Origin of the sequence: Nocardioides cynanchi, from assembly GCF_008761635.1 — a bacterium.
Classification (GTDB): domain Bacteria; phylum Actinomycetota; class Actinomycetes; order Propionibacteriales; family Nocardioidaceae; genus Nocardioides; species Nocardioides cynanchi.
Genome location: NZ_CP044344.1, coordinates 3,490,367 through 3,503,194, shown reverse-complemented (window position 1 = coordinate 3,503,194; position 12,828 = coordinate 3,490,367). Strand labels below are relative to the sequence as shown.

The following is a 12,828-nucleotide window of genomic DNA, read 5'->3' as shown; positions in this document are numbered from 1 at the left end:
TCGCGCCATGTCAGCCGAAGGGAGGACCGGTCGCTGCCTGTGCGGTGCCGTGGCCTACGCGGTCACCGGCCCACTGCGCGAGGTGACCGACTGTCACTGCGAGAGGTGCCGCCGCTTCACGGGGCACCACATGGCGGCGAGCGCCGCCGGGGTGGCCGACCTCCAGGTCGAGGACCCCACCGGGCAGCTGACCTGGTACGCCGTGCCCGGTGCGGCCTACGGGTTCTGCCGCACCTGCGGCTCGTCGTTGTTCTGGCGGGCCGAGTCGGACCCCACGCGGGTGTCGATCTGCGCCGGGACGCTGGAGGTCCCGACGGGGCTGCACACCGTCGAGGCCTGGTGGACCTCCCAGGCCAGCGACTACTTCATCCGGCCCGACCTGCCCGAGCGCCCCACGGAGTGAGCGCTCCCGTCCCGTGGCGGCGGGGTCTCGCCATCGCGGATGTATCAATCCGGGACCTCCCGGCCTCCTGACCACTACTGTGCAACTCGCCAGCTCCCGGGACCCGGCTTCTCACGAAGGACGACCACACGTGACCATCCACCCGGCAGCGGCCCGACCGCAGCGCACCAGGAACCGCCTCCTCGCGGTCGCCACCTCCGTCGTCGCCCTGCTGGGCGCCAGCCTGGTCGGCGCCACCGCCTCGGCCTCGCCGCCGCAGGCCCCGGCCGGCTGTTCGTCGCCCACCGTGGCCGGACCCTCCCGGATCGGGCGGATCGGCGGCATCGTGCATCCGCAACGCGCAGCGCCCGGGTGCGCCGCCGGGGCCGCGGCCGGCCTCGAGGCGCCGTACCTCGCGGGCGCGAACCCGCCCCTGGTCAACCACGGCGGCCCGGTGATGGGCACCCAGAGCACCGGCGACCAGGTCGTGATCACACCGATCTTCTGGGAGCCCTCCGGCTTCGCGTTCACCTCCGGCTACAAGACCCTGATCACCGGCTACCTGAACGACCTGGCAGCCGACAGCGGCAAGGTGGGCAACGTCTTCGCGACGATGTTCCAGTACTCCGGCAGCAACGGTGCGATCAACTACCGGATGTCGGTCGGCACTCCCGTCAGCGACACCACGGCTCTGCCCGGCGACGGCTGCACGCTGGCGTCCAACGACACCACGCTGATCTACGCCGACGGCACGGGCTACTCCCACTGCCTCGACGACGCCCAGGTCATCGCCGAGACCCAGTCCGTGGTGACGGCGGGCAGCCTGCCGACCGACCTCGGGCATCTCTACGTGCTGTTCCTGCCCAAGCACGTGGAGTCGTGCTTCAACGCCGGCTCCACCGGCATCGGCTCGAACAACGCCTGCACCCTCAACCACCAGCCGAGCGCGGCGTACTGCGCCTACCACAGCTTCGCCGGCGCCGGTCAGAACCTGATCTACGCCAACATGCCCTTCCCTGCCTACCAGTCCGGGACCGGCTTCTCCTGCACGGCCGAGGGACTCGGTGGCGGGGTCCAGCAGCCCAACAACGACAAGGACGCCGACGTCGAGATCAGCCCGCTGAGCCACGAGATGGCCGAGGCGATCACCGATCCCAGGCTCGACACGTGGTACGACACCCCGACTGCCACCGACGGTGGCAACGAGAACGGCGACAACTGCGCCTACATCTACGGCACCCTGTCCGGCGCCGCCGGCTTCCACTACAACCAGACCATCAACGGCCACCACTACCTGACCCAGGAGGAGTTCAGCAACCACGACTTCGTCGCGGGTGTCAGTGGCTGCCTCCAGGGGATCGCGGCGGTGACACCAGCAGTCACCTCACTCTCCTCGACGAGCGGACCGGCTGCCGGCGGCGGGCACCTGACGATCACCGGTACCGGGTTCCCGGGCGCCTCCGCGGTCCACTTCGGAGCCGCTTCCGCCACCTTCACGATCCTCGACGCCGGCCACATCGACGCCACCATCCCAGCCGGCTCGGGCGTGGCCGACGTGACCGTGACGACGGCCGCCGGCGCCAGCCCGACGACCGGAGCCGACCACTACACCTACACCGGCAGCGCGCCGACGGTGACCGCGGTCAGCCCGGCCAGTGGCCCGGCGGCCGGAGGCCAGCACGTCACCATCACCGGGACCGGGTTCGCCAACGGAGCGACCGTCGCCTTCGGCGGCACCCCAGCCTCCGCGGTGACCGTCGTGTCACCCACCTCGATCACCGTCACCACGCCGAAGCACGCCAAGGGCACCGTCGACGTCAGGGTCAGCACCTCGTCCGGACCCACGGCCGTCACGTCCGCAGACCGGTACACCTACCTCGCCCGACCGAAGGTCTCCGGCCTCTCGCGGGCGTCGGGCACCCGGAAGGGCGGGACCCGTGTGACGATCACGGGCAAGGGGTTCACGGCAGGCTCGAAGGTGCTGTTCGGCAGCACGGCCGGCAAGCACGTCACCGTCGTGTCGGCGACCAAGATCCGGGTGACCAGCCCGAAGCACAAGGTGGCCCGGGTCCACGTCACGGTCAAGAGTCTCGGGGGCACGAGCCCCACGAGCCGCGCCGACCGCTACCGCTTCAGCTGATCGTGTCCGCTCGGGCCGGCCTGCCTCACCCGACCACGATCACGTGCAGGCGGCGCGGACCGTGCACGCCCTCGACCCGGTCCAGCTCGATGTCGCTGGTCGCGCTCGGCCCACTGATCCAGGTCTGGGGGCGGGTGACGTCGAGCAGGGGGATGGCGTCCGGGACGTCGGCGACCACCTGCGCGGCGTCGACGATGCACACGTGGAGGTCGGGGACCAGGGTCAGCACCCGACGGCCCTGACCGGGCCCGTGGTCGAGCACGATCGTGCCGGTCTCGGCGATCCCGACCGTGGCACGGGTGACGACACCGTCGAGCGCATCCAGCTCCGCGGCCGAGAGGTCGTCGTCGGGCACCGCGCCGGGTACCTCGAGATCGAGACCGGCAGGGACCACGACCCGGGCCGCCGCGGGCAGGGCGGCGCGCACGTGCTCCGCGAGGTCGGCGGCCGAGCAGCGGACGACCACGGCGCGGTAGTCGGCCACGCGCTCGGCGAAGAGCCCCACCAGGTCGGCACCGGGGCGCGGCAGCGACGGTGGTGGCGCAACGACGGCGGGGACGTCGACGCCCACGAGGGCCGACCGGACCCGGCCCAGGATCTCCTCTCGCGCGCTCACGAGCGGCCACCCCCGGTCCGGCGCCACCAGGCCCGGAACGACTCGCGCGGCGGCATCGGGAGGTCGCGGGCCGACGTCCAGGCCGCACCCGGTCCGGGGATCCGACCGAGCGCGCGGCGGCCGCCGGGGAGCGTCGTACGGCCGACCCGGCCCAGCAGCAGGCCCGCCAGCCCGGAGGCACGCTCGGCCAGACCCAGCCGGGAGGAGCGGGTGAAGGCGTACGACGCCCCGCGCATCGCCAGCGCCTCGGCCTTGGGCCGGCCCGAGCGATGGGCGTCGACGACCTGCGAGCGGAGCTCGACGAGCACGGTCGGGATGTCGATCCGCACCGGGCAGACCTCGAAGCAGGCACCGCAGAGCGACGAGGCGTAGGGCAGCGAGTCGGTCTGCTCGTCGACGCCGACGCCCTTCATCAGCGGGTTCAGGATCGCGCCGATCGGGCCGGGATAGACCGAGCCGTACGCATGGCCGCCCACCCGCTCGTAGACCGGGCAGACGTTCAGGCAGGCCGAGCACCGGATGCAGCGCAGGGCCTGCCGCCCGACCTGGTCGGACAGCGCGCGGGTACGACCGTTGTCGAGGAGCACGACGTGCACCTCCTGCGGGCCGTCGCCGGGGCTGACCCCCGACCACGTGGAGGTGTAGGGGTTCATCCGCTCGCCGGTCGACGACCGGGGCAGCAGCCGGAGCAGCGTGCCGAGGTCGTCCCAGCGCGGCACCACCTTCTCGATGCCGACCACCGAGACCAGCACCTCAGGCAGGGTCAGGCACATCCGGCCGTTGCCCTCGGACTCGACGACCACCAGGGTCCCGGTCTCGGCGACCGCGAAGTTGGCGCCCGAGACCGCCACCTTGGCACGCAGGAACTTCTCCCGCAGGTGCAGCCGGGCCGCGTTCGCCAGCTCGGCGGGGTCGTCGGAGAGGTCGTCGGGAGCAGGCCGGCCGGCACCGGCCATCCGGGACCGGAAGATCTCGCGCACCTCGGCCCGGTTGCGGTGGATCGCGGGCACCAGGATGTGGGAGGGCAGGTCGTCGGCGAGCTGCACGATCAGCTCCGCGAGGTCCGTCTCCCAGGGCGCGATGCCGGCTGCGAGCAACGCCTCGTTGAGGCCGATCTCGGCGGTGGCCATCGACTTGACCTTGACCACCTCGTCGACGCCGTGGGCGCGGGCCACCTCGACGACGATCCGGCACGCCTCGGCCGCGTCGCCGGCCCAGTGGACGACGGCGCCGTTCGCGGTCAGGGTCTCCTCGAGCCGGACCAGCTGCCGGTCGAGGTCGAGCAGGGCGGTGTCCTTGGCCAGCGCACCCGCCAGCCGGAGCTCCTCCCAGTCCTCGACCTCGGCGACGACCGTGGCCCGCTTGTCGCGGATCGTGTGGGTGGCGTGCGCCAGGTTGTGCCGCAGCTGGGTGTCGGCCAACGCGGCGCGAGCCGCGGCGGGGAAGGCGGGCATCCCCACGAAGGTGCCGCTCATGCCGGGTCCTCGGTGGCGGCCAGGATCTCGGCGAGGTGCACCACCCGGACGCCGGCCCGCTGCCGCGAGAGCATCCCGCCGATGTGCATCAGGCACGAGTTGTCACCGGCGACCAGCACCTCGGCTCCGCTGTCGCGGACGTGCCGGGCCTTGTCGGCGCCCATCGCGACCGAGGTGTCGGCGTTCTTGACCGCGAACGTGCCGCCGAAGCCGCAGCACTCCTCGGCCCCGGGCAGGTCGACGAGGGTCAGCCCGCGCACCGACTCGAGCAGCCGGCGCGGGCGGTCACCGACCCCGAGCATCCGGAGCGAGTGGCAGGTCGGGTGGTAGGTCACCCGGTGCGGGAAGTAGGCGCCCACGTCGGTCACGCCCAGGTGGTCGACGAGGAACTCGCTGAGCTCGAGGACCCGCGGCCCCAGACCCGCCACCCGCTCCTGGAGGGCGGTGTCGCCCGAGCGTCGGGCGACCAGGGAGTGCTGGTGTCGCGCGGACCCGGCGCACGAGCCCGACGGCGTCACCACCACGTCGTACCCCTCGAACGCGTCGACGAAGGTCCGCACGACCGGCACGGCCTCGTCGAGGTAGCCGGTGTTGACCATCGGCTGCGCGCAGCAGGTCTGCGCCTCCGGGAAGTCGACGTCCACCCCCAGGCGGCGCAGCAGGGTGACGACCGCGCGGCCGGTGTCGGGGAACATGGCGTCGTTCACGCACGTCACCATCAGCGCCACCCGCATGCGGTCCATCATGCCGTCCGGGCCGGGAGCCGGCGTGCGGCAGCGTTCCGGGCGCGGGTCGCGACGTCCGAAAACCGCGTGAGTGTGGTCGGAGGTACTGCCTAGAGTGGAGGGGTGGCTCTTACCGAGGACTTCCGCAGTCGCTGGCTCCCCGTCGCCGCCGTCGTCGTCACCCTCACCCTGTGGGCCTCGGCCTTCGTCGCGATCCGGCACCTCGGCCACGACTTCTCGGCCGGCGCCCTCTCGCTGGGCCGGCTGGCGGTGGGTGCCGTGGCCCTGGGCGTCGTGGCCCTGTCCCGTGGCGTCCCGCGACCGAGTGGTCGCGACTGGCTGTCACTGCTGGTGATCGGCGTGCTCTGGTTCGGCGTCTACAACGTCTCCCTCAACCAGGGCGAGCGCCACGTCGACGCCGGGACCGCCGCGATGCTGATCCAGATCTCACCGGTGCTGATCGCCCTGCTGGCCACCCTGTTCCTGGGAGACCGCTTCACGGGCTGGCTCGGCCTCGGCCTGGCCCTCGCCTTCGCCGGAGTGGTCCTGATCGGGCTCTCCCAGCCGGGCGGGCACAACGACCTGATCGGGGTCGGGCTGTGCCTGCTCGCCGCCCTGGTCTACTCGATCTCGCTGGTCGTGCAGAAGCCGCTCGTCTCGCGCCTCTCCGCGGTCCACGTGACCTGGCTGGCGTGCACGATCGGTGCGATCGCCTGCCTCCCCTTCGCCGGGCAGCTGGTCCACGACACCGCCCGGGCCTCGGTGTCCGACGTGTGGTGGGTGATCTACCTCGGGGTGTTCCCGACCGCGATCGCCTTCACGACGTACGCCTTCGCGTTGCAGCACATGAGTGCCAGCAGCCTGGGTATCACCACCTACCTCGTGCCGCCCCTGACGATCTTCCTGGGCTGGCTCTTCCTGGGCGAGGTGCCGCCGACCATGGCGTACGCCGGCGGGGCACTGGCCCTGGTCGGTGTGGCCGTGGCGCGGCGCAAGCCACGCCCGCGCGAGGTGGCGCCCCAGCCCGCGTAGGCCCCATGCTGCGGGGGTGAACATCGTCGCGGACATCCTGGTCGGTCTGGTCGCCGCCCTGCACCTGTACTTCCTGGTCCTCGAGATGTTCCTGTGGACCACCCCGACCGGGCGGCGGACGTTCGGGCTCGAGGCGGGGTTCGCCGAGCAGTCGAAGTCGCTGGCGGCCAACCAGGGTCTCTACAACGGGTTCCTCGTGGCCGGCCTGGTGTGGGGCCTGGCGGCCGACCGCACCGATGTGAAGGTGTTCTTCCTCGCCTGCGTCATCGTCGCCGGTCTCTACGGCGCCGCGACGGTGAGCAAGAGGATCCTGCTGGTGCAGGCGGTGCCGGCCGTGCTGGCCCTCGGTGCGGTGCTGCTCAGCCGCTGAGCCCGAACCACGGCAGGCACGCCTCGATGCCGGTGACCTCGACGTCGTGGGCATCGGCGAGCCAGCGCTCCCGGGTCAGCCTCAGGTGCTGGAGCTGCTCGGCGCCAGCCGCCGTGCGGATCAGGGACACCCCGTTGTCCGCGTAGCCCAGCCGCCGGGAGACCGCCAGCGACGGCGCGTTGTCCATCGTGGCGGACGAGACGGCGGCCACGGCGCCGAGGTGGTCGAAGGCCAGGGCCAGCACCCCGGTGCGCAAGGAGGTGGCGAGGCCTCGGCCCCGGACCCCGGCGGTCAGCCAGGAGTAGGAGTCGACCGTGCGCAGGAGCGGGAAGTCGTCGCCCTCCAACGCCTGCACCCCCACGACGGCTCCGTCGACCTCGACCGCCAGCTCCAGGCACCACGACGCGGGGGACCACGAGCCACGGTGCTTCCAGAGGTTGGCGGTGAAGAGGCGACGATGGTCGGCCTCGTCGTCCAGCTCGGCGAGGCGCTCGCTGCGCGGGTCGTGCTCGAGGTCGCCGGGGAGCACGGCCAGCAGCGGGTCGAGGTCCGCGTCGGTCACCCCGCGCAGCAGCACCTCACCGCACGAGACCCGCAGGTCGAAGAAGGGCCACTCCACCCGCTCAGGCTAGGGCCGCTCGACGTCCGGCGTCCCGTCGGTTTCCAGCCAGCCGCGGAAGGCGTCGAGGTTGCGCGTGGACTCGCCACGCAGGTTGCGCCACTCCCACTCCTTGCGGATGGAGGAGGCGAAGCCCAGCTCGAGGATGGTGTTGAAGGAGCCGTCGGCGTGGGCCAGCACCGAGCCGAGCAGGCGGTCGAGCTCCTCGGGTGTCACCAGTGACAACGGCAGCCGGGCGTCGAGGTAGATGTCGCCGAGGTGGTCCACGGCGTACGACACGGCGTACGTCTTGAGGTTGCGCTCGAGCAGCCAGCGGTAGACGCGTTCGTGGTTCTCGTCGGGGTTGCGGCACACGAAGGCATGGACGCCGAGGGCGTGCGGCCCGAGGTCGAGCCGCACGGGCGTCTGGAGCTTGCGCTCCCCCGGCAGTGCGAAGCTGAAGACGCTGCCCTGCTCGGTGAACTCCAGGTCGTTGTCGGCGAGGTAGTCGCGCAGCACCTGGGCCGGGTCGTTCGCCGCGGCCGCGGTCACACGGGCTCCCGGAGCGCGGCGCGGGCGCGCTCGTAGACGTCGAGGGTGCGCTCCGCCGTGCGTTCCCAGGAGAAGCGTCCGGAGCGGGCCCGGGCGCCCTCCGACAGCCGCGCTCGCAGGGCGTCGTCGAGCAGGACCCGCCGGAGCGCGGAGGCCCAGTCGCGCGGCTCGTGGGTGTCGACGAGCAGCCCGTCGCGACCGTCCTCGACCACGGTCGGGAGTCCCCCGACGGCCGCGGCGATCACGGGAGTGCCGGTGGCCAGGGCCTCGGCCGCGACCAGCCCGAACGACTCGTTGTACGACGGAACCGCCACGACGGATGCGGCCGCGTCCCAGACGGCGAGCTCGGCGGCCGGCACCGGTGGCACGAACCGCACCACGTCGGCGATGCCGAGCTCGGCAGCGAGCTCGGCCAGCGACTCGGGGTGCTCGAGGCCGGTGCCGGACGGCCCGCCGACGATCGGCACGACGAGCCGCGGGCGCAGGTCGGGCGTCTCGGCGAGCAGGAGGGCGACGGCCCGGAGCAGCACGTCGGGAGCCTTCAGGGGCTGGAGGCGGCCGGCGAACAGCACCACGTGGGCATCGGCGGGGAGCCCGACCTGTCGACGCGCGGCGGCGGTGTCACGGGGCCGGAAGACAGCGAGGTCGACGCCGGGGTGGACGACCTCGACCCGGCCGGGGTCCGCGTCGTACAGGTTGATCAGCTGCTTGGCCTCGATGTCGGTGCTCGCGATCAGCATGTCGGCGGCCTCGACGACCTGCTCCTCACCGATGATCCGAGCCGTCGGCTCGGGGCTGTCACCGGCGGCCAGCGCGTCGTTCTTCACCTTGGCCATGGTGTGCATGGTGTGCACCAGCGGCACGCCCCAGCGGTCCCGCGCCAGCGCACCGACCTGGCCGGAGAGCCAGTAGTGGGAGTGCACCAGGTCGTAGTGGCCCAGCGGCTGCGCGGCCTCGGTGCGCAGCACCTCACGGGCGAACACGCAGAGCTGGCCGGGCAGCTCGTCCTTGGTCAGGCCCTCGAACGGACCGGCGTGGATGTTGTGGACCTTGATCCGGTCACCGGCCTCGACGATGGTGTCGAGCCGCGACGAGGTGGCGCGGGTGAAGATGTCGACCTCGATGCCGGCCGCGGCCAGCCGTCGGGACAGCTCCACCACGTAGACGTTGAGGCCGCCGGCGTCGCCGGTGCCGGGCTGGTCGAGCGGAGAGGTGTGCACGCTGATCATGGCGACCCTGCGGACGGCGTCGTCCTCGGTGAGCTGCACCGCTACCCCCTTCGCGACACCCGCCGACGGGTGCCCCTCCCCGCTCCAACCCTCCGGGGTCCCCGTCGATTCCCCGTGCAGGTCACGAGTTCACAACGTCGCCCGGGGCAGCGACCGGCGCCGGACGAGCTGCACCCCGGACACCAGCCCCACCGCCGCCCCGAACACAGCGTCGGCCAGCGCCGGGTCAGCGGCGGAGTCTCGGACCACGGCGAACGCGCTCCACACCAGCGTCGGCAGGGCCAGCCCGACGAACCAGCGCAGCACCAGCACGTCGCTCCTGACCAGCAGCAGCCCGAGACCGAACAGCGCCACGGTCAGCAGCAGCAGACCCAACCAGAGGACGCCGGTGGCCAGCGCGGTGCGGGGGTCGGTCGGGAGGAAGTAGGTGAGCACCCACGCGACGCCGCCCACCAGGCCCGACGCCTGGGCGGTGCGGCGCAGGTCCAGAGGAGTCCCGGCGGTCTCGGCATGACGTCCCATCGGTCCCACAGTGTGCCACCGGTCGGGCGCCGACGTCTGCCGGCTGCACCCGGCGGGCACAATCGGGGCCATGAGCCGTCGTACCGCCGTCGTGACCGGGGCCAGCAGCGGGATCGGGGCCGCCACCGCGCGGGCCCTGGCCGCCGAGGGGTACGCCGTGCTGTGCGCGGCACGTCGTACCGACCGGATCGAGCGGCTGGCCGCGGAGATCGACGGGACCGCCATCACCTGCGACGTGACGTCCGCCGAGTCGGTCGCGGCCCTGGCCGCGGCGGTGGGCGACTCGCTGCACGTCCTGGTCAACAACGCCGGTGGTGCCTTCGGGCTGGGCAACGTCGCCGAGGCGGACCCGGACGAGTGGCGGCACATGTACGAGGTCAACGTGATCGGGCTGCTCAACGTCACCCGCGCGCTGCTGCCCGCGCTGACCGCGAGCGGCGACGGCCTGATCGTCAACGTGGGCTCGACGGCCGGCCGGATCGCCTACGAGGGAGGGGCCGGTTACACGGCCGCCAAGCACGGCACCCAGGTCGTCACCGAGACACTCCGGCTCGAGCTGGTCGGCGAGCCGATCCGGGTCAGCGAGATCGCACCGGGGATGGTCCGCACCGACGAGTTCGCGCTGAACCGGTTCGAGGGCGACCGCTCGCGGGCCGACGCCGTGTACGCCGGCGTCCCCGACCCGCTGGTGGCCGAGGACGTCGCCGATGCGATCGCCTGGATCGCGACCCGACCGTCGCACGTGAACATCGACGAGCTGGTGATCAAGCCGCGCGCCCAGGCCGCCCAGCACAAGGTGCACCGGGTCTGACCTGTGGGACCACGATGACGACCGGCGCGAAGCAGGACAGACTCGGGGTCATGCAGACGATCGGCCTGGTCGGCGGGATGAGCTGGGAGAGCAGCGCGGTCTACTACCGCGACCTCAACCTCGGGGTCAGCGACCGCCTGGGCGGCCTCTCCTCCCCCAAGCTGGTGCTGAGCACCGTCGACTTCGCCGAGCTGAGCGCCCTCGAGGACGAGGAACGCTGGCAGCAGATCGGCGAGCTCCTCGCCGACGCCGCGCGCGGTGTCGAGCGGGCCGGCGCGGACTTCCTCCTGCTCTGCACCACGACGTTCCACCGGGTGGCCGACCAGGTGGAGGCCGCGGTCGACATCCCTCTGCTGCACCTGGCCGACGTGGTCGCCGAGGAGGTGCTCTCCCATGGGGTCGACCGGGTCGGCTTCATCGGGACGTCGGTGGCGATGTCCGACGGGTTCTTCGCCGACCGGCTGGCCCGGCACGGCCTCGAGGCCGTGGTGCCCGACGCGCGCCACCACGCCGCGCTCAACTCCGCGATCTACGACGAGCTCGTGCACGGCCGGGTCGTCGACGCCACCCGCGCGCGGGTGCTCGGCGTGATCGACGAGCTCTGGGACGAGGGGGTAGGCGGCGTGCTCCTGGGCTGCACCGAGCTGGAGCTGCTGATCAAGCAGGCCGACTGCGAGCTGCCGGTCTATCCGTGCACCACCCTGCACGTGGCCGCCGCCCTGGACCGAGCCCTGGCTGAGTGAGCCTCACCCGGCCGTGTCGCCGGGCTCGAGCACCAGTGCCGCCAGCGCGCGCTGGTCGTCGGTGAGCCGGTGACGGGGCACGGTCACGCACCGGCCGGCGTACTCGAAGGTGTAGCTGAACGCGTCGGGCAGGGACCCCTCCGGCTCGGCCACGGCCGAGAGGTCGATGCGGTCCACGAGGCTGCGCGCCGCCTCGGTGGTGGCGCCCTGAGCGGAGAGGTCGACCGAGCCTTCGACGGTGCGGCCCGCGATGCCGCCGGTACGGCGTACCCGCAGGACCTGGCCGGCAGCGCTGCCGGACGGTGAGGCGGCCGTCGTCGCACCTGCCCCCGGCGTCACGCCGACGGTCGTCCAGGCCTGACGGACCGCATCGGCGTGGTCGCCGGCGGCAGCCACGGTCGCCGCGGCGAAGCCGGCGAAGTCGGTGCCGGCGGTGACCCCGCTTCCGGTGAGGGCGGCGTACCAGATCCGGCCGGCGCCGTCCCAGGTGTCGCCGCCGATCGCGGTCGCAGCGAGCTGGAACGCGCGGTTGGGGATCCCGGAGTTGGTGTGGACCCCGCCGTTGTCGTCGGTGGTGTCGACGTAGTCGGACATGCTGCCGACCTGGGGGTCCCTGCCGAGCGTCGGGTCGTCGTACGCCGTGCCGGGGTTGGCCATGTCGCGCAATGCCCGGGCGTGGATGCCGGGCAGGAAGATGCCTTCTCCGACCAGCCAGTCCGCCTGCGCCGCCGTCTGGCCGAGGACGCGCTGCTTGACGCACATGCCGAAGCAGTCCGACACCGACTCGTTGAGTGCGCCGGACTGGCCCTGGTAGGTCAGGTTGGCGGTGAACTGGGTGACGGCGTGGGTGAACTCGTGACCCAGCACGTCGATCGGCTTGGTGAAGCTGCCGAAGATCTTGCCGTCACCGTCGCCGAACACCAGCTGCGTGCCGTTCCAGAACGCGTTGTCATAGCCCTGCTCGTAGTGCACGGTCAGCACCACCTCGGCGCCCTGGCCGTCGTACGACGCGCGGTCGTAGACGTCGGCGTACAGGCTCAGGGTCGCGGTGATGCCCACGGCCGCCTCGTCGACGCTCGCGTCGCCCGACGCCGCCTGCCCGGCCGCCCGGACGACGCGGCCCGGCAGCGTCGAGCCGTTGGCCGCGGTGTCCACCACCCAGGCCGGTGAGCCCGCGGCCGGCACTGCCGTCGCGGGCTGGAGCGTCTCGCGCCCGGCCCGGAACTCCTGGTCTCTCGCGAGCGTCGCCCGGCAGTGGTCGGCAGCGGCGTGGTCGGAGGCGGCGATCCGCTCGAGCAGGAAGGGCGGGACGAAGGTGCAGCGGGGTCCGAGAGTCATACGCCCTTCCTACGCCTCGCCGCCGACATCGCCAAGGGGCACACGGGGCCGACGTCGACGTCCGGAGGGGTGCGGCTCGACCACCGAGGGCCGTGGTCTCGACTCCGCTCGACCACCGAGGCCTGGCTCGACCACCGAGGGCCGTGGTCTCGACTCCGCTCGACCACCGAGGCCTGGCTCGACCACCGAGGGCCGTGGTCTCGACTCCGCTCGACCACCGAGGCCTGGCTCGACCACCGAGGGTCGTGGTCTCGACTCCGCTCGACCACCGAGGGCCGTGGTCTCGACTCCGCTC

14 protein-coding genes are annotated in these 12,828 nt (G+C 72.5%); 6 read left to right on the top strand and 8 right to left on the bottom strand.

What is annotated here, in order from left to right; all coding sequences use genetic code 11:
- Positions 1 to 7 precede the first annotated feature (7 nt).
- Positions 8 to 403, top strand: coding sequence for a GFA family protein (locus E3N83_RS16945; RefSeq protein ID WP_151084323.1), 396 nt, complete (start codon positions 8 to 10; stop codon positions 401 to 403).
- A 130-nt stretch (positions 404 to 533) separates the two neighbouring features.
- Entirely contained in the window at positions 534 to 2,522 is a 1,989-nt protein-coding gene (locus tag E3N83_RS16940) for an IPT/TIG domain-containing protein (protein WP_151084322.1), read from the top strand.
- A gap of 25 nt (positions 2,523 to 2,547) precedes the next feature.
- Here E3N83_RS16940 and E3N83_RS16935 read toward each other — a convergent pair whose 3' ends face one another.
- Genes E3N83_RS16935 through E3N83_RS16925 form a run of 3 tightly spaced genes read right to left on the bottom strand, consistent with a single transcriptional unit; the run spans position 2,548 to position 5,347 of the window.
- On the bottom strand, positions 2,548 to 3,138 hold the full coding sequence (locus E3N83_RS16935; protein WP_151084321.1) for a LutC/YkgG family protein: 591 nt from the start codon (positions 3,136 to 3,138) through the stop codon (positions 2,548 to 2,550).
- Complete coding sequence (locus E3N83_RS16930; protein ID WP_151084320.1) at positions 3,135 to 4,613, bottom strand: lactate utilization protein B; 1,479 nt, start codon at positions 4,611 to 4,613, stop codon at positions 3,135 to 3,137. Before E3N83_RS16930 ends, E3N83_RS16935 begins: the two co-directional genes overlap by 4 nt.
- Entirely contained in the window at positions 4,610 to 5,347 is a 738-nt protein-coding gene (locus tag E3N83_RS16925) for a (Fe-S)-binding protein (RefSeq protein WP_151084319.1), read from the bottom strand. The genes E3N83_RS16930 and E3N83_RS16925 overlap by 4 nt, the downstream gene beginning before the upstream one ends.
- A gap of 114 nt (positions 5,348 to 5,461) precedes the next feature.
- Here E3N83_RS16925 and E3N83_RS16920 point away from each other — a divergent pair, with 114 nt between their 5' ends.
- Together E3N83_RS16920 and E3N83_RS16915 are read left to right on the top strand one after the other, a co-directional pair.
- Positions 5,462 to 6,370: a DMT family transporter gene (locus E3N83_RS16920; protein ID WP_151084318.1), complete on the top strand. Its 909-nt coding sequence runs from the start codon at positions 5,462 to 5,464 to the stop codon at positions 6,368 to 6,370.
- A gap of 16 nt (positions 6,371 to 6,386) precedes the next feature.
- A complete protein-coding gene (locus tag E3N83_RS16915) occupies positions 6,387 to 6,740 on the top strand; it encodes a DUF1304 domain-containing protein (RefSeq protein ID WP_151084317.1) in 354 nt (117 codons plus the stop codon).
- Here E3N83_RS16915 and E3N83_RS16910 read toward each other — a convergent pair.
- The 4 genes from E3N83_RS16910 to E3N83_RS16895 all read right to left on the bottom strand — a co-directional run bounded on the left by E3N83_RS16910 (position 6,730) and on the right by E3N83_RS16895 (position 9,641).
- Entirely contained in the window at positions 6,730 to 7,359 is a 630-nt protein-coding gene (locus tag E3N83_RS16910; protein ID WP_151084316.1) for a GNAT family N-acetyltransferase, read from the bottom strand. The genes E3N83_RS16915 and E3N83_RS16910 overlap by 11 nt on opposite strands.
- 9 nt (positions 7,360 to 7,368) lie before the next feature.
- Positions 7,369 to 7,890, bottom strand: a complete 522-nt coding sequence (locus E3N83_RS16905; protein WP_151084315.1) for a type III secretion system chaperone family protein — start codon at positions 7,888 to 7,890, stop codon at positions 7,369 to 7,371.
- Positions 7,887 to 9,158: a D-inositol-3-phosphate glycosyltransferase gene (gene mshA / locus E3N83_RS16900; RefSeq protein ID WP_475441511.1), complete on the bottom strand. Its 1,272-nt coding sequence runs from the start codon at positions 9,156 to 9,158 to the stop codon at positions 7,887 to 7,889. The genes E3N83_RS16905 and mshA overlap by 4 nt, the downstream gene beginning before the upstream one ends.
- 90 nt (positions 9,159 to 9,248) lie before the next feature.
- Positions 9,249 to 9,641: a hypothetical protein gene (locus E3N83_RS16895; protein WP_151084314.1), complete on the bottom strand. Its 393-nt coding sequence runs from the start codon at positions 9,639 to 9,641 to the stop codon at positions 9,249 to 9,251.
- A 70-nt stretch (positions 9,642 to 9,711) separates the two neighbouring features.
- Here E3N83_RS16895 and E3N83_RS16890 point away from each other — a divergent pair, with 70 nt between their 5' ends.
- Together E3N83_RS16890 and E3N83_RS16885 are read left to right on the top strand one after the other, a co-directional pair.
- Entirely contained in the window at positions 9,712 to 10,452 is a 741-nt protein-coding gene (locus tag E3N83_RS16890; protein ID WP_151084313.1) for an SDR family NAD(P)-dependent oxidoreductase, read from the top strand.
- Positions 10,453 to 10,502: 50 nt separating this feature from the next.
- Positions 10,503 to 11,195: an aspartate/glutamate racemase family protein gene (locus E3N83_RS16885; RefSeq protein WP_151084312.1), complete on the top strand. Its 693-nt coding sequence runs from the start codon at positions 10,503 to 10,505 to the stop codon at positions 11,193 to 11,195.
- Between the two features lie 3 nt (positions 11,196 to 11,198).
- On the opposite strand, the gene E3N83_RS16880 is transcribed toward E3N83_RS16885, so the two are convergent.
- Entirely contained in the window at positions 11,199 to 12,533 is a 1,335-nt protein-coding gene (locus E3N83_RS16880) for a M4 family metallopeptidase (RefSeq protein ID WP_151084311.1), read from the bottom strand.
- Positions 12,534 to 12,828 lie beyond the last annotated feature (295 nt).